Origin of the sequence: Bradyrhizobium sp. I1.14.4, from assembly GCF_050435825.1 — a bacterium.
GTDB lineage: Bacteria > Pseudomonadota > Alphaproteobacteria > Rhizobiales > Xanthobacteraceae > Bradyrhizobium.
The window spans coordinates 226,167-243,067 of record NZ_JBNDLA010000006.1; the positions used below are offsets into that span (position 1 = coordinate 226,167).

The 16,901-nt window shown below is 64.5% G+C and carries 21 protein-coding genes; 11 read left to right on the top strand and 10 right to left on the bottom strand.

Annotated features, from left to right (window positions below; translation table 11 throughout):
• Positions 1-293 precede the first annotated feature (293 nt).
• Both ABIB78_RS15305 and ABIB78_RS15310 read left to right on the top strand, forming a co-directional pair.
• On the top strand, positions 294-764 hold the full coding sequence (locus ABIB78_RS15305) for a DUF992 domain-containing protein (RefSeq protein ID WP_429025785.1): 471 nt from the start codon (positions 294-296) through the stop codon (positions 762-764).
• Between the two features lie 627 nt (positions 765-1,391).
• Positions 1,392-1,865 carry a hypothetical protein gene (locus ABIB78_RS15310; protein WP_429025787.1) on the top strand — a complete coding sequence of 158 codons (474 nt, stop codon included), beginning with the start codon at positions 1,392-1,394 and terminating at the stop codon, positions 1,863-1,865.
• A gap of 95 nt (positions 1,866-1,960) precedes the next feature.
• Here ABIB78_RS15310 and ABIB78_RS15315 read toward each other — a convergent pair whose 3' ends face one another.
• Positions 1,961-2,374, bottom strand: a complete 414-nt coding sequence (locus ABIB78_RS15315; protein ID WP_429025789.1) for an SRPBCC family protein — start codon at positions 2,372-2,374, stop codon at positions 1,961-1,963.
• 273 nt (positions 2,375-2,647) lie between these two features.
• Between ABIB78_RS15315 and ABIB78_RS15320 the strand changes: the two genes are divergently transcribed.
• A complete protein-coding gene (locus ABIB78_RS15320) occupies positions 2,648-2,953 on the top strand; it encodes a hypothetical protein (protein ID WP_429025790.1) in 306 nt (101 codons plus the stop codon).
• Positions 2,954-2,984: 31 nt separating this feature from the next.
• On the opposite strand, the gene ABIB78_RS15325 is transcribed toward ABIB78_RS15320, so the two are convergent.
• Entirely contained in the window at positions 2,985-3,620 is a 636-nt protein-coding gene (locus ABIB78_RS15325) for a 2-dehydro-3-deoxy-6-phosphogalactonate aldolase (protein ID WP_429025792.1), read from the bottom strand.
• Positions 3,617-4,543, bottom strand: coding sequence for a 2-dehydro-3-deoxygalactonokinase (locus ABIB78_RS15330; protein WP_429025794.1), 927 nt, complete (start codon positions 4,541-4,543; stop codon positions 3,617-3,619). The genes ABIB78_RS15325 and ABIB78_RS15330 overlap by 4 nt, the downstream gene beginning before the upstream one ends.
• Positions 4,544-5,111: 568 nt before the next feature.
• Between ABIB78_RS15330 and ABIB78_RS15335 the strand changes: the two genes are divergently transcribed.
• Positions 5,112-5,288: a hypothetical protein gene (locus tag ABIB78_RS15335; RefSeq protein ID WP_198964853.1), complete on the top strand. Its 177-nt coding sequence runs from the start codon at positions 5,112-5,114 to the stop codon at positions 5,286-5,288.
• A 94-nt stretch (positions 5,289-5,382) separates the two neighbouring features.
• Here the strand turns inward: ABIB78_RS15335 and ABIB78_RS15340 are convergent, their stop codons facing one another.
• Positions 5,383-5,688: a hypothetical protein gene (locus tag ABIB78_RS15340; RefSeq protein WP_429025796.1), complete on the bottom strand. Its 306-nt coding sequence runs from the start codon at positions 5,686-5,688 to the stop codon at positions 5,383-5,385.
• Positions 5,689-5,830: 142 nt separating this feature from the next.
• On the bottom strand, positions 5,831-6,007 hold the full coding sequence (locus ABIB78_RS15345) for a hypothetical protein (RefSeq protein ID WP_429025798.1): 177 nt from the start codon (positions 6,005-6,007) through the stop codon (positions 5,831-5,833).
• 187 nt (positions 6,008-6,194) lie between these two features.
• Between ABIB78_RS15345 and ABIB78_RS15350 the strand changes: the two genes are divergently transcribed.
• Together ABIB78_RS15350 and ABIB78_RS15355 are read left to right on the top strand one after the other, a co-directional pair.
• Positions 6,195-6,416 (top strand): hypothetical protein, encoded by a 222-nt coding sequence (locus tag ABIB78_RS15350; protein ID WP_429025800.1) that lies wholly within the window; start codon positions 6,195-6,197, stop codon positions 6,414-6,416.
• A gap of 206 nt (positions 6,417-6,622) precedes the next feature.
• On the top strand, positions 6,623-6,979 hold the full coding sequence (locus ABIB78_RS15355; RefSeq protein WP_429025801.1) for a DUF6481 family protein: 357 nt from the start codon (positions 6,623-6,625) through the stop codon (positions 6,977-6,979).
• A 56-nt stretch (positions 6,980-7,035) separates the two neighbouring features.
• On the opposite strand, the gene ABIB78_RS15360 is transcribed toward ABIB78_RS15355, so the two are convergent.
• Complete coding sequence (locus ABIB78_RS15360) at positions 7,036-7,269, bottom strand: pentapeptide MXKDX repeat protein (protein ID WP_429025803.1); 234 nt, start codon at positions 7,267-7,269, stop codon at positions 7,036-7,038.
• Positions 7,270-7,592: 323 nt separating this feature from the next.
• Here ABIB78_RS15360 and dctP point away from each other — a divergent pair, with 323 nt between their 5' ends.
• The 3 genes from dctP to ABIB78_RS15375 are packed head-to-tail and all read left to right on the top strand — an operon-like array spanning position 7,593 to position 10,521.
• Complete coding sequence (dctP, locus tag ABIB78_RS15365; RefSeq protein ID WP_429025804.1) at positions 7,593-8,615, top strand: TRAP transporter substrate-binding protein DctP; 1,023 nt, start codon at positions 7,593-7,595, stop codon at positions 8,613-8,615.
• The gene (locus ABIB78_RS15370) at positions 8,612-9,166 is read left to right on the top strand and encodes a TRAP transporter small permease (RefSeq protein WP_429025806.1); all 555 of its coding nucleotides are present in this window, start codon (positions 8,612-8,614) and stop codon (positions 9,164-9,166) included. The genes dctP and ABIB78_RS15370 overlap by 4 nt, the downstream gene beginning before the upstream one ends.
• Entirely contained in the window at positions 9,163-10,521 is a 1,359-nt protein-coding gene (locus tag ABIB78_RS15375) for a TRAP transporter large permease (protein WP_429025807.1), read from the top strand. Before ABIB78_RS15370 ends, ABIB78_RS15375 begins: the two co-directional genes overlap by 4 nt.
• 27 nt (positions 10,522-10,548) lie before the next feature.
• Here the strand turns inward: ABIB78_RS15375 and ABIB78_RS15380 are convergent, their stop codons facing one another.
• Complete coding sequence (locus ABIB78_RS15380) at positions 10,549-10,686, bottom strand: hypothetical protein (RefSeq protein WP_429025809.1); 138 nt, start codon at positions 10,684-10,686, stop codon at positions 10,549-10,551.
• Positions 10,687-10,803: 117 nt separating this feature from the next.
• Here ABIB78_RS15380 and ABIB78_RS15385 point away from each other — a divergent pair, with 117 nt between their 5' ends.
• Positions 10,804-10,980, top strand: a complete 177-nt coding sequence (locus ABIB78_RS15385) for a hypothetical protein (protein ID WP_429025811.1) — start codon at positions 10,804-10,806, stop codon at positions 10,978-10,980.
• Here the strand turns inward: ABIB78_RS15385 and ABIB78_RS15390 are convergent.
• Positions 10,977-11,825: an SMP-30/gluconolactonase/LRE family protein gene (locus tag ABIB78_RS15390; RefSeq protein WP_429025814.1), complete on the bottom strand. Its 849-nt coding sequence runs from the start codon at positions 11,823-11,825 to the stop codon at positions 10,977-10,979. The two genes, ABIB78_RS15385 and ABIB78_RS15390, sit on opposite strands and share 4 nt — an antisense overlap.
• Before the next feature lie 300 nt (positions 11,826-12,125).
• On the opposite strand from ABIB78_RS15390, the gene ABIB78_RS15395 reads away from it, so the two are divergent.
• On the top strand, positions 12,126-14,348 hold the full coding sequence (locus tag ABIB78_RS15395; protein WP_429025816.1) for a transglycosylase SLT domain-containing protein: 2,223 nt from the start codon (positions 12,126-12,128) through the stop codon (positions 14,346-14,348).
• Positions 14,349-14,471: 123 nt separating this feature from the next.
• Here ABIB78_RS15395 and ABIB78_RS15400 read toward each other — a convergent pair whose 3' ends face one another.
• Positions 14,472-15,440: a tripartite tricarboxylate transporter substrate binding protein BugD gene (locus ABIB78_RS15400; RefSeq protein ID WP_429025818.1), complete on the bottom strand. Its 969-nt coding sequence runs from the start codon at positions 15,438-15,440 to the stop codon at positions 14,472-14,474.
• Between the two features lie 79 nt (positions 15,441-15,519).
• The gene (locus tag ABIB78_RS15405) at positions 15,520-16,761 is read right to left on the bottom strand and encodes a threonine synthase (RefSeq protein ID WP_429025821.1); all 1,242 of its coding nucleotides are present in this window, start codon (positions 16,759-16,761) and stop codon (positions 15,520-15,522) included.
• Positions 16,762-16,901: the final 140 nt, after the last annotated feature.

Sequence of the window (16,901 nt, forward strand, 5' to 3'; positions counted from 1 at the left end):
CAGATTGGAACAGGGCGCCGCCGGGACGGTGCATTTCGAGCCCGGCGGCGTAGTTTTCGCGGACAGCCCGACTGCCTGTGATCCGAATGGCCCGGCGTCAGTGCCAGGACGGGTCCCTGCTTTTCGCCCTGTTGCCTCTGGTGCTCGGAAGTTGACCTTGCCCGAGCAAGCCATTTCGACGTAGCGCCCGCGAAGGTCGACTACGGCGGCAGCCAAACCCAAGTTCTAAGGCTCTCTTAACCACGCGCGAAGGACGCGTGCGAGGTCGTGGGCCGATTTCGCTTCCATGCGCGTTGTACATCACCATGCGTACAACGGGTCATTCGATCGTCTCCGCTGCATGTGGCGCGGCAGTTCTCGTCACACCCATCGCAACGGCTGATGCACAGCAGGTGCAGGCCGGAACGCTTGAGTGTCGTGGCGGGCCCGATACCGGTTTCATTGTGGGCCCGGTGACCAATCTCGATTGCGTGCTGCATGTCGATAGCGCGCCGGACAGTCGCTACGTCGCGGCGATTCGCAACCTCGGCGTTTTCATCGGCGATCAGGACGTCGCATTGACCTGGAAGGTAATGGCGCCGGTGCCGTGGCTCGGCCTCGACGATCTCGCCGGTGGTTACGCGCATGCCGGCGACGCTGGCGTCAATGTTCTTGTCGGCGGCACGAATACTCCGATCGCGCTGCATCCGTTGAACGAGCAGAACGCCCCTTCAACTCCGCCCGTGAAAGTCGAGAACCTCGAGATTCGGCCGGTGGATCGCTGACCGCTAAGCGCAGCCTGGTGGTGGCCGGAGGAAAGCCCGCGCGGTCGCCGAAATGCACAACGCCGCCCGCTTGAAATAGATGCGGACGGCGCTGGCGCTAGCCCCAGGAAGGTGATGCAAAATCCTGACGGATCCAACTCTGCACACTTTGTGCCAACGGCGCATGTCCCAAATTGGCTATCACGGCGGCGGGCCGCCCGGCCTCGATCTCGCTTGTCCCGGATTGCAGCGGTTCGCAAATCGGTGGCGCCGAATGGCAATCGATGACTGGCAGCAGGTTGAGCTGCAGATTGTCCGGCACGACGTTCCGCGCGCAAAATGCACAACGCCGCCCGCTTGAAAGACACGCGGACGGCGTTGGCTCAAGCCCCGAATGGTGCAACATCCTAGCGAATCCGGTCGCACATCCGCGGCCAACGATCATGGCCCAAATGGGCTATTTGACTGCAGAGAAACGCAGGTAGGTTAAGCACCGAGGCGCCGGTGTCGGTGCCTCACGACCAAAGTGTCAACTTGGCCTCGGCGTGGCCCACGCGCTGAGGCCTATCTTTTTTGAAGTCACGGTCTGCTCTGAAATCACGCCCCGTTCTTTATCATTCAGCGCACGAACCGCTTCCGTAGTTCTCCGTGCGTGAACAAAGTTCCGGCTACGCTCGAGATGCCGGACGCATTCTATTCGTGACGTTGCGGGTTCCAGTTCTCGCAACGACCTTCGGCGGCGTGCTTCGTGATATCTTAATGCAGAGTTGTTCCCTCAAGGAGATTGTGAGCGTTCGCGTTGTTCGTCGATATTTTGGGATCGATATGGAAGACTCCGTCCAAATCCGTTGCACACGCTGCAAGAACGTCTTTCGCGATCGAGCCAAGCGGCTGCAGAACGGTTATTCGCGTCAGTGCCCAAGCTGCGAGATCGTCCTTTTCTTCGACGAGGACTCGCACGATTCAAATATCAAGCGCGCGATGCGAACGGCGCGGCGCGCCCGCAAGGAGCTGCGTGAAAGCGAGGGCGTCAGCCCGAGAAAGCCCGCAGCCGTTCCACGGCAGTACGGCGGCCGCTCGGCATCGAACTCACGGGGAACCGAAGAAGAGGACGGCGATTGAGTTTTGGCGCTGCCGGCAGCTCGACTAACCGCCCAAGCCAACAGAGGACGAGGCACGGTCGAGCCATTGGCGCGTCGAGTCCTCCCGTCGCCGGATCAGGACCGCCGCTTTGCTTCGACGTAGCGCTTGAAATTATCCAGAATCGCCTGCCAGCCACCGCGCTGTTGCTCGACCGAATGGGTGCCCTCGCTGTCGAAGCTGACCTGCACCTTGACGCCGTCGGCCTCCGGCGTGAATGCGACCTGCGCGGTACGATCGCCGAACGAATATTCGAGCAGCCGGGGTTCCTCGACCTTGGTGTACGTGCCGGCGAAATCGAACCCCATGCTGCCGTCCTTGGCCTCCATCCGCGACGAGAAGGCGCCGCCGGCGCGCAGGTCAGCGGTCGCTGCAGTGGTGTGCCAATCGTCAGAAGCCGCATTCCACTGCTTGATGTCGTCAGGCGTGGTGTAGGCGCGCCAGATATCCGCGATCGGGGCAGCAATCGTCGTTTCGACGGCAATCTTCATGTGCGCTCCATTGTCCTTGCTGAGATAGTTTTGCTGAAATAGGCGGATCTGCCCCTGGAGCCCAACCGCGCGCTGTACCGCGGGTCACTCTACCCGAGCGGTTCGCTGTGATCCACAAATGGCTCCGGCAGATGACGACACCTGCCCGGGCCGCCTGCAATAGGGGGAGGCCCGGGACGCCATTCAACGAACCAGATGGTGTGCGGCCGCCACAAGAATTTCGTCAGGAATGACCGTGTATGGAAGGAGGGTCCAACGCCCGGAGAGGACATCATGCGGAACCTGAACACTGTCCTGAGCAAGCTGAACGACCGCCTGCTGCGGCTGGAGGGTGAACTGTTCGTGCTGCGATCAATCGCCCGCGCCGCCCTCACCGCCGGTGACGAGTCCGCCGTCCGCACCCGCAAACTGCTCGAAGGCGCCAAGCTCGCGCTATCAGACGAAGCGGAGCGGCCACTGGACGCCGCGACCGGGAAATACGTCGCCGCCGCGATCGCCATGGTCGGGGAACTGCTTGAGAATCCCCGCGAGGCGGCGCCGCTGTTCAGGGTGATCGACGGCGGCAAGCGCGACGATTAGCGCGCTGCCGGGAGCCACGCACCGAACCTAGCTAGCCTGCGCCCTGTACGGCCTTGTCATATGCCTCGATCGTCACCTTTGCCCTGACCGCGATATCCGCGGCCGTCGTACCCGGCTTGTAGAGGCTGCTGCCGAGACCGAAGGCGCGGATGCCTGCCTTCACGTATTCCGCGAAATTCTGGTCCGAGACGCCGCCAACGGCGGCGATCATCACGTCGGGCGGCAGCACGGCACGGATCGCAGTAATGCCGGAGGCGCCGAGCACGCTCGCCGGAAAGAATTTCAGGCTCGACGCCCCCGCGTGTGCGGCGAGCAGCGCTTCGGTCGGCGAGAACACGCCAGGCATCGTGACCATCGCATGGTGCCTTGCACGGGCCAGCACGTCGACATCGACGTTCGGGGACACCATGAGGCGGCCGCCGGCGTCATGGAGACGATCGACGTCCGCCGCGGTCAGCACCGTGCCGGCACCGATCAGGACATCCGCAGGCGCCCGCTTCGCCGCGATCTCGATCGAACGGAACGGCTCGGGCGAGTTCAGCGGAATCTCGATCGCCGTCATGCCCGCCGCGATCAGCTCGCTCACAATGCCGCCGGCCTCGTCCGGCATGACGCCGCGCAGGATCGCGACCAGCGGACGCTTCATCGGCGGAAATGGAATGCTCATGCGATCCCTCCATTCTTCCAGATCGCCGCTGCTGCGCCGGCAAGGCCGCGGCGAACCGCCTCCTCCGCGTCCATGACACTGAGCGGGATCGAAAGACGTTCGAGTGCGATTTGATAGAGCCGCTGCAACCGGCCCGATGCGATCAGCGTAACCGGCGTTGCTGGCTCCCGCTGCGCAAGGCCCGCCGCCAGCTCAACCCCGATCAACGTGCCCGAAATCGTCTCACGCGCCGCCCGGGCGCTGCCGCCAAACAGCAGCTGCCGCGAGCGCACACGAAACAGCAGATTGGCTGATAGCGCCGGTGCGGCAAACGCCTCCGCGACGGCCGCGCGGAACGCATCGCCATCGATCGCCTCGTCCGCGCCGGTGACGGCGTGTGACAGGATGGTGTCGCGCGCGACCGCGCTGAACAGCTCCCCAGTCATGAACGTCGCAAAGCGTTCGACCGTTCCGCCGCGCAGGCGCACCCATTTGGAATGCGTACCCGGCATGCAGACCTCGGCCGCATGTGCCGCATCCAGGCCGAGCGCGCCGAGCAACTGGGTTTCCTCGCCACGCATCACGTCGGGTGCCGCGACATCGCGCTGCGCAATCCCAGGCAGGATGCGGATATCGCGCGCTTGCCCGCTGACCACGACGGCGCCCTTCAGGATATCGGAGAGATGCGCGGGCGTGTCGACATAGCCGGCCTCGACCCAGCCCTGCCGCGCGCCCGCCATGCCGCAGATCACGACCGGCAGATCAGCTGGCACGCCCAGCGCGTCGAGGTGCGATTGCAGGACGGATGCAAAGCCGGTCTTGGCGGCCGCAGGCATGCCTTGGTCGCTGCGGCGTTCCCCGAGCACCTGGCCGCCAGCGTTCATCAGCCAGAGCCGGAAGCTGCTGGTGCCCCAATCGACCGCGACAAAGGAAGAACCGCTCATCGCGCTCTGTTCCACGCTCCCAGTTTCCGGCGCGACGACGGCGCCGCTACCCGGACGCGATAAAGGCGTTCATCTCGCCGCGCAAGGCGGCCCGTTGGCGTAATGCCTCGAGGCCTCACTCGCAACCGTGGGTGCGCGGATCGATTACCGCGCGCCCTTCAGCGTACAGGAGGTCGTGCAGGTCGTTACGTTGCCGCGGTCACACTTGATGCAGGCGTTAACGCACTGATCCATGACCTTGGGATTGTACTGACTATAGAGATTGGCCGCGCAGCTGTTGGTCGATCCTGTGACCTCCGGGTCGGACCAGCAACCGGACAGTAAAAATGCTGCGGCACTCAAAATGGCGACCTTGCACATAAGGCCTCCTGCCACGCTCTCACCGAGTAACCTTGCAAGTAACCTTGATAGGTTAGGTTAAATTCCGGTTTCAATTGCGACCTTATCCGGAAGCAGTATTGCTTATCCACCGGACATTTCCCCAAGGTCCGGGCCCACACCGGCAAAGCCGTCAGGCGTCCCCGCCTGGCGGCTTTGTTGCCCAGCAATGCACAAGGATACCGACAAGATGGCCCGAAAGCCGCGGTGGTCGTTCAAGGAGGACCGACGACTGATGGAACTGGCACGCTCCTCAAAGTCGCTCGAGGAGGTCGTGAAGGCGACCGGCCGCTCGCCGGAGCGCATCAAGAAGATGGCGATGCGCCTCGGCCTGTCGATCAAGCCGCGTAGCGCCACCAAGAAATAACTTGAATTGCGGCCGCCGCGGCGATTCCGCCAGAGCGTTTTCGAACGAGGTGAGCCCGGCTTCGCGTCAAGGAAAACGCGGCAGAAACAAGAAGCTAGGGTTCCGGCGGACAATCGTCCTTCGCCCTTACCGGGATCGCCGTGACTTCCCCCTCCGCCTTGACTTCGCCTTCAGCCTTGACTGCGCCTTCAGCCTTGGCCTCGAGCTCAGTCCCGGTCGCACGGCTGCAGGTTGTCAGCACGAAAGCTACCCGGCTGCATTGCCAGTCCGGCCCGAGCGCTGCACTGGACACCGGTTCGGGCGACGCCAGCGTCAGGGATAGATACGTTACCAAAACGGCACCCGCCGCGCCTGCAGCAGCCAGCGCCGCGCCCTTTCCGGACCACAGCTTTGACATCATGGCCTTGGTTCCTGCCGATCTCAGGGAGTCGATCAGGCATCCCGCCTGTCCGCGCGTGACCGAAATCACAGCCGGGAACAAACAGTTCAGCCCGAGCCTTTGGGGTTGATGTGGGATTGATATTGCACTGCCGCAAGACGGGTCAGCGCGCCGGCTCGATCACGTTGCAGTTGGTCCGGCCCGACATCAGGCAGTCCTGCATCTTGCTGGCGGCCGTCAGGTCATGCGCAAGCCAGAGCCCGACCGCGAGCATGATCACCGCGACCAGCAGCCCGATCAGCGCACCCCTGCGGCTTCCTCCGTCTTCGGATTTGCTCATGCCTGCTTCGGTTCCCGATTGCCGTCGCCCGCATCATGACCGTTTGCACGGTTGCGTGCGATCAATTCTGCAACAGTCGCACAACGAAATGCGCATCCGTAGCCATCCGCGCCGCAATTCCATTGCGGGCTTCCACGACTCGCGAAAGACTACCCGCTGAAGTGGAGCGCGTGTGCGGGGCGTGCCGGTGAGCGAACAGGAAGCGACCTACGACTATCAGCGTTACAGGCAGCTGCTCTCGGAAGCTGTCGACGAGACCAGCAGGCTGCGGCTGATCGGCCTGTTGATTAGCGAAAAGGCCCGCGACAGGCTGGAAGTCCAGCGCGCCTCGGATCGGAGTGCGATGACCGCCGAGACGGTTGCCAAGGTGCTGGGCAACGGCCGGCGCGAGCAGTTTCAGCGCGGGTAGATTTTTCGGCGGATTCGGTGACCAACCACTCACCACGCCGGTGGCCAGGCGGGAACGACTACCGTCATCGGCCTTTTGCTGTGCGCTCATATCTCCCTTGCTCCACAGCCCTCCGTTCGCCACTGGCGTTTTCGCCGCCATTCGCTTATTGAAGCGGCGAACCCAACCCCATCCATCACCCGAACAGAAAGCAGCAGGCTTCCTCTATGAGTGGCTTCAAGCAACCGGGTTTTGCCGACCGCCAAAAAGCGGCCCTGCAGGCGCGGCAAAACCTTCTCAACAAGTTTCGCGCCCAGCCGGGTGCCGATGATCCCGCTGTGCAGGCACGTGCCGAGGAGCGTGCGGCGATCGCCGAGCGTCGCGCCAAGGCCAAGGAAGTCCGTGAAGCCGAAAGGGCCGAGCAAAAGCGCCGCGAGGAAGAGACCGCCGCGGCCGAGGCCGCACGGATCGCGCGCGAGAAAGACGATGAAGCCGCAAGACTGGCCGCGCTCGAGGCCGAACAGAAGGCCAAGCGCGACGCCCGCTACGCGGCGCGCAAGGAGCGCGGCAAGAAGAAGCGCTGAGGCGCAACCAGGCCCGCCACGATGGCGGGCCTGCGGACGGCGATTGATGGCGGCAGTCAGTTCTTCTTCATGCCGTCGTCTTTCTTCATCATCGCGCCGCCGTCCTTCTTCATGGCGTCGTCCTTCTTCATCATGCCATCGTCTTTCTTCATGGCATCCTTGGACATCGTGTCCTGCTTCTTCATCGCGTCATCCTTGCCCATCTTGTCCTGAGCAAAGGCGGCGGGAGCCAGCGCCAGGCTAAACGAGAGCAGCACGGCGGAAAGGCCGAGGCGGGTCTTGGTGGTCATTTTATGATCCCTTGTGTGGTCGAATATGAGCGCGACGACTTGCCGCCCTCTACTCGACGCACTTGCACCGCCCGTTGTTACCCCCAATAACAAATTCTTGAAGCATCGCAGCGCGCGCCCGACGGTTCGTCGCGCCAGGGTTGCGCGGCGACGCTGCCTCGGCAGTGTGCGCCGCAGCAATGGCAAGACTTGCGGCGCTGTATCGGCTCGCACTATCAGGGCGCCTCGAACTATCAGACTAGAGAATATTCACGCGAAGACCGGCTAAGCTAAAGCTTCGCGCCGGCCCAACAGCCACTCAAGAAGCTCTTCAGGGGAGAACCATGCTCACACGCCGCCACGTCCTCGCTTCCGCCCTCGCCGCACCCGCCGTCCTGCGGATGGGTATCGGGACCGCGCACGCCGCGACCACGCTGAAGATCTCGCACCAGTTCCCCGGCGGCACCATCGACAAGGGCGACTTCCGCGACAGGATGTGCCGGATGTTCGCAGCCGAGGTTGCCAAGCGCTCGGGCGGCGACCTCATCGCCGAGGTCTATCCGAACTCGTCGCTGATCAAGACCAACGCGCAGTTCTCGGCGATGCGCAAGGGCGCGCTCGATCTCAGCCTCTACCCGATGCCCTATGCCGGCGGCGAATTGCCGGAGACCAATATCGGCCTGATGCCGGGCCTGGTGACGACCTACGACCAGGGCCTGCGCTGGAAGAGGGAACCGGTCGGCAAGGCCTTGAGCGACTTCCTGGCCGACAAGGGCATTGTGCTGATCTCCTGGGTCTGGCAGGCCGGCGGCGTCGCCAGCCGCTCCAAGGCGATCGTGGCGCCCGAGGACGCCAAGGGCCTGAAGGTGCGTGGCGGCTCGCGCGAGATGGACATGGTGCTGCAGACCGCCGGCGCCGCCGTGCTGTCGGTGCCATCCAACGAGATCTACGCCGCGATGCAGACCGGCGCCTGCGATGCCGGCATCACCTCCTCCACCAGCCTGATCTCGTTCCGCCTCGAGGAGGTCGCGAAGTCGCTGACCTCGGGCGCCGGCGCCTCCTACTGGTTCATGCTGGAGCCGCTGATGATGTCAAAGGCGATCTTCGACAAGCTGCCGAAGAACCAGCAGGACATCATCGTCGCGGTCGGCGCCGAGCTCGAGGCCTTCGGCCGCAAGGGTGCGCAGGATGACGACGTCGAGGTCACCAGGGTCTACGAGAAGGCCGGCGCCAAGGTCAGCGCGCTCGATGCCACCGTCGTCGGCAAGTGGCGCGACATCGCGCGCGACACCGCCTGGAAGGACTACGCTGCCAAAACGGCGACGGCCGCCAACCTGCTGAAGCTCGCAAGCGACGTTGCCGCATGATGCATGGTCCGGTCGCGGATCAAGCCGAAACCGCAAGCACGACCACGGGCAATACAACCGTGGCCATGCTTGGGCGCGCTGTGTCCGTCTGCAACAGCATCATCGTGGTGTTCGCCGCGCTCGCCTTGATCGCGGCCTGCGTGATCCTGAGCTACAGCGTGCTCGGCCGCGCCCTGTTCCACAGTCCGAACTACTGGCAAGACGAGGCCGCCGTATTCCTGCTGGTCGGCGCGACCTTCATGACCTCGGCCTATGTGCAAAGCCAGCGAGGCCATGTCAGCATCGAGGCGTTCGTCGGCATGCTCTCGGCGCGCGCCAACAGCATCAGGCTGTGGCTGGTCGATGTCGTGAGCTTCGCGTTCTGCACCTTCTTTGCCTGGAAATCCTGGACCCTGGCGCACGAAGCCTATGTCGATGGCCAGGTGTCCAACTCGATGTGGTCGCCGCCGCTCGCGATTCCCTACGGACTGATGGCGCTGGGCATGACGCTGCTCTGCGTGCAGCTCTTTTTGCAAATCATCATTCCGCTGACCGATGGCGCACGCCGATGACCGTGTTTGGTATTGGCATCTCCTACGGGCTTGCCACCCTGTTCGCGATGTTCTCCGGCATGCCGATCGCGTTTGCGCTCGGCGCAGTTGCCGTCGTGTTCATGGCGATCTACATGCCGGCGGCCTCGCTCGACACGGTAACGCAGAACGTCTACGAGGAGATGGCCTCGATCACGCTGCTGTCGATCCCGCTGTTCATCCTGAAGGGTGCGGCGATCGGCAAATCGCGCGCCGGCCAGGATCTCTATTCGGCGCTGCATGCCTGGCTGCACCGCGTGCCCGGCGGCCTCGGCGTCGCCAACGTGTTTGCCTGCGCCCTGTTTGCGGCGATGGCCGGCTCCTCGCCCGCGACCTGCTCGGCGATCGGCTCGGCCGGCATCCCGGAGATGCGCAAGCGCGGCTACTCCGGCGGCTTTGCGGCGGGCATCATCGCCGCCGGCGGCACGCTCGGCATCCTGCTCCCGCCCTCGATCACGATGATCCTGTTCGCCGTTGCGGCGGAGAAATCACTCGGGCGACTGTTTCTCGCCGGCATCGGCCCCGGACTGCTGTTGGTGTCGTTGTTCGGCTTCTACGCCGTGTTCCGTTTCCGCAAGGAATACGCGACGGCGCGCGCCGTCTATGACGCGACCGGCAAGGACGCCGCGATCCTGCAGCGCGACGAGTTCACCATGGCCGAACGCTTCAGCGCGCTGCCGCGCGTGATCCCGTTCGTGCTGCTGCTGACCGGCGTGATGATCGCGCTCTATGGCGGCTATGCCACGCCGTCGGAAACCGCCGGCCTCGGCGGCCTGCTGGCGCTCGGACTGATCGCCGTGATCTACAGCGTGTGGAAGCCAAGCGACCTGTCGCCGATCCTGAAATCGACCATCCGCGAATCCACCATGCTGATGCTGATCATCGGCATGTCGCTGCTCTATTCGTACGTGATGAGCTACCTGCACATCTCGCAGTCGGCGGCGGAAGCGATCGTTGCAATGCACCTGCCGCGCTGGGAGCTGCTGTTCGCGATTCTCGTGATGGTGATCGTGCTCGGCTTCTTCCTGCCGCCGGTCTCGATCATCCTGATGACTGCGCCGATCATCCTGCCGCCACTTCGCGCGGCCGAGTTCGACATCATCTGGTTTGGCGTCGTCATGACCATCGTGATGGAGATGGGCCTGATCCACCCGCCGGTCGGCCTCAACATCTTCGTCATCCGCAACGTCGCGCCCGACATTCCCCTGAGCGAGGTGATCTGGGGCACGCTGCCGTTCGTGCTCCTGATGATGTTCGCGGTGTTGATGCTCTGCTTCTTCCCGGAGATCTCGACCTGGCTGCCAAATCTGGTGATGGGGCCGGACGGCGGGCGCTAGGACGTCTTGAGCGAGACGGCAACCCGGTCAGGCGGCTTCCTGCTCTCTTGCCGCCAGGGCCTTTTCGATCCGACGCACCATCAATGTTGTCGGGCGCCCCTCGCGCTGCAGCCGGCGAAGCTCGTTCCACAGCCTGATGATTTCGCGGTCTCGCTCGGCGTCCATGGCGGCATTCTCCCGGGCGCCTCAATATGAACGAAACAAGAACGGCCTTCAAGACGAAATATGCCATCACCGATCTTGGAACCAGCGTGGCGCGGCACGATTGGATTCTTCATGAAAATGGCCAAGGCAATTCGCAAGCAGGCGCAAACCGCGGAGCGGGTCGCAACCGCGACGGCCGACGCAATTGTCGCCAACCAGATGCGCTCCCTCGCCCGCGCCTTCAGGAGCCAGGCCGATATCCTGAAGAAGAAAGAGAAGAAAAAGAAGAAGTCCCGGCCCACGGATGACGGCTAGGGATAGCCGTCCCCCGGCGTATCGACCTCGATCACATCGATCCGCGACACCGATTTGCCCTTCCGCAGTTCCTCGTAGGACGTCTCCGCACTCAGGCAGAACAGCGTCCTGCGGTCCGCGCCACCGAGCGCACAGGCGAGCGCGCGGCGACCGGGCACCGTGATGCGCTCACGCTCCACACCATTGCGATCGATCCGGACGAAAGCAGCTTCCGTGAAGGATGCAGCCCAGACCGCCCCGTCGCGATCGAGGCAGATGCCGTCGGGATCGTTGACGCGACCGAGCTGCCCGCGGAGGCTCAGGCCGCCGTCCGGCGCGATGTCGTAGTCGGCGAGACCAGCGCCATGCATCTCGGCGACGACGAGCCGGCGATGGTCGGAGGAGACGGCGATGCCGTTGGGAAAGCGCAAGCCGTCCGCGACGACGCGGGCCCCACCGTCGGGCGTCACGAGGATGATCCGGCTGACGCCGCCGCGGCCCTCGGGCGGCGGCAGATTGAAGCCGAGACCGCCGACATAGGCGCGCCCCTGCCCGTCGACGATCATATCGTCGATCGTGCCGATCGCGACTTCAGAGAGGTCGGCATAGAGCGACAGACCCCCATCGGAAAACCGCAGCAGCCGTTTCCTGAACATCGTCAGCACGACGACATCGTCATCAGGCAACACGCCGAGACCGCACGGCGTGTCGTCGGTCACTGCAGCGTGCTCGTGCAATTCGCCCGACAGACTGACGCTGAGCAATGTCCGCGCCATGCAGTCGACGAACCAGAGCCGCCCGCGATGCCAGCGCGGGCCCTCGAAATAGCGGCCGCCGTTATGCATGGTCGTGAGGCGAGCCGTCATGACGCATCGGCCGGCGATAAGTGATCTGTCAGAAACATCGGCAGCCCCCGCGGCGCGCTTTCAACGACGATACATCTCGGGGAGAACCGATCAAAGTGGGGTGCCGTATGTCCGCTGCCGCCCGTAAAACCCCGGTTCCCATGGGTTCCACACGCCTTAATCCATATTTCGCCGCGTTTTCCCTGTTGAGTTGCAGCAGCATTAACACTCGAGACTCGAGGGTAGTGATAATCTGCGGCGGTGTGCCGCCGTATGACGCGTTCTGCTTGTGCCTGATGGTTTCTCAGGGGGGACCAGGGAATGAACCGTTGCCTACGTCCGCTGGCGTGCTTCGCCACCGCCGCAGCACTCGCGCTGCTTCCGGTCCAGGCGACCGCCAAGCCGCATCATCAGCACCAGGCCAAGAGCGGCCACGGAGACAAAAAAGCGCACGGCGCCAAAGCCGCGCGCGAGGGCGCCTCCGGCAAGCGCCGGCACGCCAGGCACGGCGCCGACAAACGCAAATCAGCGAAGGCCAAGTCCGCTCCGTCCAAATCGGTTGAAACCACAAAGACGCCCGAGCCGGAGAAAACCGCCGCGCCGCAACTGTCGGACGATCTCGCCGCGGTCAGGGATGCGATCCTGGCCGCGCGCCGAGGCAAGACCAGCGACGCGACTGACATCCAGGCGAAGATCACCGACCCGGCCGGACAAAAGCTCGTCGAGTGGTGTCTCCTGCGCCACTCCGAGTCGAATGCGCCGTTCAGCCGCTACGCGGCATTCGTCACGGCTAATCCGGACTGGCCAAGCGTCACGCTGTTGCGCCGGCGCGCTGAAGCGCGGCTGTGGCAGGAGCGGAGCGATCCGGCCACGGTGCACGGCTTCACCCTCGATCAGCCGATCAGCGCCAAGGGCAAGTTCGCGCTCGCCCGCACGCTGCTGGCCGAAGGCGACCGCGACGGCGCCACACGGCTGGTGCGCGAGGCATGGCGCTCGGAAGAATTGTTGGACCGTACCGAGAGCGACGCCTACGACGCATTCAAGGATCTGCTCACGCGCGACGATCATCGCGCGCGCATGGACAAGCGGATCGGCGCCAAGGACCTCGCCGGCGCCAGGCGCGCGGCGCAGCGGATCGGCAGCGACGAGCTCGCAATCGTGAAAGCGTGCGGCGCGGTTCGCGGGCAATCGAGCAAGGCAGAGGACGCGCTCAACGACGTGCCGGCCGATGCCCGCAGCAATCTCGGCTACACGCTGTGCCGCATCCAGTGGCTGCTTGCGAAGAACAGGATCGATGACGCGGCGCGCGTGACGATTGCGGCGGCGCCCGAGACGATGGCGCAGCAGGACACCGACCAGTGGTGGCGCGAGCGGCGCATCCTCGCCCGCAAGCTGCTCGACCAGGGCGAGTACCAGGCGGCCTACGACGTGGTGCGGCCTGCGGCGCCGCCGGACAACCCCTATTACCGCTCCGACATGCACTTCATGCGCGGCTGGATCGCCTTGCGCTATCTCAACGATGCCAAGACCGCTGCGGCGCACTTCGCGCATATCGACGAGGGCCAGACCAACCCGACGGTGCTGGCGCGCGCCGCCTATTGGCGCGGCCGCGCCGCCGAGGCACTCGGCAACACCGCGGCGATGCGGGCCGACTACCAGGCCGCGGCACGCTACCCGACCGCCTATTACGGTCAGCTCGCGCTGGCCAAGCTCGGCCGTGACGGCGTCGAGCTGCACGCGCCCTCGCCCGCGGCCAGCGCCGGCAGCATGGCGGCCGACGAGCGCGTGCGTGCCGCCGACATGCTCTACGCGATCGGCGAACCCGATATCGTGCTCTATTTCGCCGCCGACCTCGCGGAAGAAAGCGCCGATGTCGGGATGCTCGAGGCGCTCGGCGAGCTCACCGGCCGCCACAATGATGCCCGCGCCATGCTGCAGATCGGCAAGATCGCGCTGGCGCGGGGCTTTGCCTTCGACCATTACGCCTTCCCGGTCATCGGCATTCCCAAGCACACCCCGATCGCCCCCGATATCGGGCGCAGCATGACCTACTCGATCGCGCGCACCGAAAGCGCGTTCGACCAGCGCGACAAGTCGGCGGCCAACGCCGTCGGCCTGATGCAGGTGACGCCCGAAGCCGGCCGCGACACCGCCAAGCGCTTCGGCGTCAGCTATGACTGGAGCAGGATGGTGTCCGATCCGATCTACAACACCCAGATGGGCGCCGCCGAATTGAGTGCGCTGCTGGCGGAATATCATGGCTGCCACATCATGACGTTTGCCGGCTACAACGCCGGCCGCGGTCGCGTCCGCGACTGGATCAAGGCCTATGGCGACCCGCGCGACCCCAAGGTCGATCCGGTCGACTGGGTGGAGCGGATCCCGATCTCGGAGACACGCAACTACGTCCAGCGGGTGATGGAGAATTTTGCGGTCTACCGGGCGCGGTTCGACGACGCAGCCACGGCGTTGGCGAAGAACGGCGAGCGCGTCGTGACGCAGGAGAGCAACGCGGCGCCGATTGAGGCAATGCCGCCGCAATAATGCAGCGTCGTCCCGGCGAAGGCCGGGACTACCGTTGTAAGTTGTTCGCAAATCGTTGAGCCGATTGCCCCTTACGTCGGCCGCGGCGTGTGGTTCCCGGCCTTCGCCGGGACGACGCCGCCTTCAATCCACCTTCACATTGGCGGCCTTGATCATCGGCCACCATTTTGCAATCTCCGCCTTCTGCCAAGCGCCGAGTGCGTCCGGTGTCAGCTGGTCCTTCGGCGGCATCTGCAAGCCGAGATTTTCGAGCTGCTTCTGCACAGCCGGATCGGCCATCGCCTCGATTGCAGCGCCGTTGAGCTTGGCCACGATTTCCTTCGGCGTACCCTTCGGCACCCAGAGGCCGGACCACAGCGTCATGTGGAAGCCCGGCAAGCCGGCCTCGTCAACGGTCGGAACTTCCGGTGCATTTGCGACCCGCTTGGAATCGGTGACTGCGTAGGCGCGGATGTTGCCGGCGCGGACCTGATTGATCGAGTTCGAGGTCTGGTCGACTATGATGTCAATCTGGCCGGCGACGAGGTCGTTCAGCGCCGGCCCGGTGCCGCGATACGGCACGTATTGCAGCTTGATGCCGGAGACGTTCTCGAAATAGAGCCCGGCGATGTGGCTGCCGCTGCCGGCCCCCGCAGTGCCCGCGGTCGGCGGCGCCGGCCGCGACTTCAGCCACTCCAGCAGCTCCTTCAGCGATTTCGCCGGCACCGCATTCTTGCTGACGACGATCATCGGATTGCTCGGCAGCAGCACCACCGGCTCGAGGTCCATGACGAGGTCGTAACCGAGCTTGTAGATCGCGCCGTTCGCGACATGGGTGCCGAGATGGCCGAACGAGATGGTGTAACCATCCGGCGCCGCGCGCACCGCGCGGCCGACGCCGATCGAGCCGCCCGCTCCGGTGACGTTCTCGATCAGCAGCACCTCACCGAGCGATTGTTTCATGCGCTCGCCGAGAATGCGCGCCATCGCATCCGAAGGGCCGCCGGCCGCGAACGGCACCACGATGGTGATCGGGTGCGAGGGATAGGTTTCGGCGGCAACGATCCCCGTGAACGCCAACATCGTCAACACGGCCAGAACCAGCTTCCGCATCACGCTCTCCCTCGATCTTCTTGTTTCCAATTATTTTTGAAGGGCCACCTTTCGACAAGATGGCCCTTCGGATGACGCGTCAGAACTGCGAGAAGTCGATCGGCTTGTGCCGGTCCAGCGTGCGGGTGATCGGCGGCAGCGGGTACTTCAGGCCGCTGGCGCAATTGAACAGCATCACGCGGTCGCTCTTGCTGACGCGGCCGTCGGCAAGACTCTCCTTGTAGGCGGCATAGGTCGCGGCGCCCTCCGGGCACAGCAGCAGCCCCTCCTCGCGCGCGACCTCGTTGAGGGCGGCACTGATCTTGTCGTCGTCGACCGCGATCGCAAATCCCTTGCTCTCGCGCACCGCGCGCAAGATGAGGAAGTCGCCGATCGCCTGCGGCACGCGGATGCCGGAGGCGATGGTGTGAGCGTCCTCCCAGCGTGCCGCGTGCTCGGTGCCGGCCATATAGGCCCGCACCATCGGCGCGCAGCCGGAGGCCTGCACTGCCACCATGCGGGGACGCTTGCTGCCGATGAAGCCGATCTTCTCGAGCTCGTCGAACGCCTTCCACATGCCGATCAGGCCGGTGCCGCCGCCGGTCGGATAGAAGATCACGTCGGGCACGTCCCAGCCGAGCTGCTCGGCAAGCTCGAGGCCCATCGTCTTCTTGCCCTCGATTCGGTACGGCTCCTTCAGGGTCGAGGTATCGAACCAGCCGACTTTTGCCTTCCCCTCGCCGACGATCTTGCCGCAGTCGTCGATGTAGCCGTTGACGCGGTAGACGGTGGCGCCCTGCAGCTCGATCTCGCTGACATTCACCTCCGGCGTATCGGCCGGGCAGAAGATCGTGGTCTTGATGCCGCACGAAGTGGCGTAGGCCGCCAGCGCCGCGCCGGCATTGCCGTTGGTCGGCATCGCCATGTGCTTGATGCCGAGCGCCTTGCCCATCGATACCGCCATCACGAGGCCGCGCGCCTTGAACGAGCCTGTCGGCAGCCGCCCCTCGTCCTTGACGATGATCTCGCCGCCGCCAAGCTTGGCACCAAGCCTCGGCAGCCGGATCAGCGGCGTCGTGACCTCGCCGAGACTGACGATGTCCTTGCATTTGCGCACCGGCAGCAGCTCGCGGTAGCGCCACAGGTCGGCCGGGCGCTGCGCCAGCGCATCCTTCGTGAGCGCCTTCTTCACCCCGGCGAGGTCGTAGCGCACCAGAAGCGGCTTGCCGGCCTTGGAGAGATTGTGCACCTGGTCGGCGGCGTAATGATCGCCCTCCATCGCGCATTCCAGATGGGTCACGAAGGTCGGGCGTTCGATGGAGAGGTTTTCGTTGTCTTTCACTGGCTCTGGTCTTTCTTGTTCTTAGGTTCACTCATATCAGACCCTCACCCTGAGGTGGCCGCTTCCTAGCGGCCCTCGAAGGGCGACGAGCCCTGCTGCTTGATCTCGGCCGTGCACCCTTCGAGGCTCGCGTTCCGCGA

What these genes read in the sequence shown, in the direction of transcription:
- ABIB78_RS15355 (WP_429025801.1), top strand. Translation starts at nt 6,623, where the DNA reads ATGAGTGGCTTCAAGCAACCGGGTTTTGCCGACCGCCAAAAAGCGGCC.
- ABIB78_RS15345 (WP_429025798.1), bottom strand. Translation starts at nt 6,007, where the DNA reads ATGAGCAAATCCGAAGACGGAGGAAGCCGCAGGGGTGCGCTGATCGGG.
- ABIB78_RS15400 (WP_429025818.1), bottom strand. Translation starts at nt 15,440, where the DNA reads ATGCGGAAGCTGGTTCTGGCCGTGTTGACGATGTTGGCGTTCACGGGG.
- ABIB78_RS15370 (WP_429025806.1), top strand. Translation starts at nt 8,612, where the DNA reads ATGATGCATGGTCCGGTCGCGGATCAAGCCGAAACCGCAAGCACGACC.
- ABIB78_RS15380 (WP_429025809.1), bottom strand. Translation starts at nt 10,686, where the DNA reads ATGGACGCCGAGCGAGACCGCGAAATCATCAGGCTGTGGAACGAGCTT.
- dctP (WP_429025804.1), top strand. Translation starts at nt 7,593, where the DNA reads ATGCTCACACGCCGCCACGTCCTCGCTTCCGCCCTCGCCGCACCCGCC.
- ABIB78_RS15395 (WP_429025816.1), top strand. Translation starts at nt 12,126, where the DNA reads ATGAACCGTTGCCTACGTCCGCTGGCGTGCTTCGCCACCGCCGCAGCA.
- ABIB78_RS15335 (WP_198964853.1), top strand. Translation starts at nt 5,112, where the DNA reads ATGGCCCGAAAGCCGCGGTGGTCGTTCAAGGAGGACCGACGACTGATG.
- ABIB78_RS15390 (WP_429025814.1), bottom strand. Translation starts at nt 11,825, where the DNA reads ATGACGGCTCGCCTCACGACCATGCATAACGGCGGCCGCTATTTCGAG.
- ABIB78_RS15320 (WP_429025790.1), top strand. Translation starts at nt 2,648, where the DNA reads ATGCGGAACCTGAACACTGTCCTGAGCAAGCTGAACGACCGCCTGCTG.
- ABIB78_RS15340 (WP_429025796.1), bottom strand. Translation starts at nt 5,688, where the DNA reads ATGATGTCAAAGCTGTGGTCCGGAAAGGGCGCGGCGCTGGCTGCTGCA.
- ABIB78_RS15325 (WP_429025792.1), bottom strand. Translation starts at nt 3,620, where the DNA reads ATGAGCATTCCATTTCCGCCGATGAAGCGTCCGCTGGTCGCGATCCTG.
- ABIB78_RS15360 (WP_429025803.1), bottom strand. Translation starts at nt 7,269, where the DNA reads ATGACCACCAAGACCCGCCTCGGCCTTTCCGCCGTGCTGCTCTCGTTT.
- ABIB78_RS15330 (WP_429025794.1), bottom strand. Translation starts at nt 4,543, where the DNA reads ATGAGCGGTTCTTCCTTTGTCGCGGTCGATTGGGGCACCAGCAGCTTC.
- ABIB78_RS15315 (WP_429025789.1), bottom strand. Translation starts at nt 2,374, where the DNA reads ATGAAGATTGCCGTCGAAACGACGATTGCTGCCCCGATCGCGGATATC.
- ABIB78_RS15375 (WP_429025807.1), top strand. Translation starts at nt 9,163, where the DNA reads ATGACCGTGTTTGGTATTGGCATCTCCTACGGGCTTGCCACCCTGTTC.
- ABIB78_RS15385 (WP_429025811.1), top strand. Translation starts at nt 10,804, where the DNA reads ATGGCCAAGGCAATTCGCAAGCAGGCGCAAACCGCGGAGCGGGTCGCA.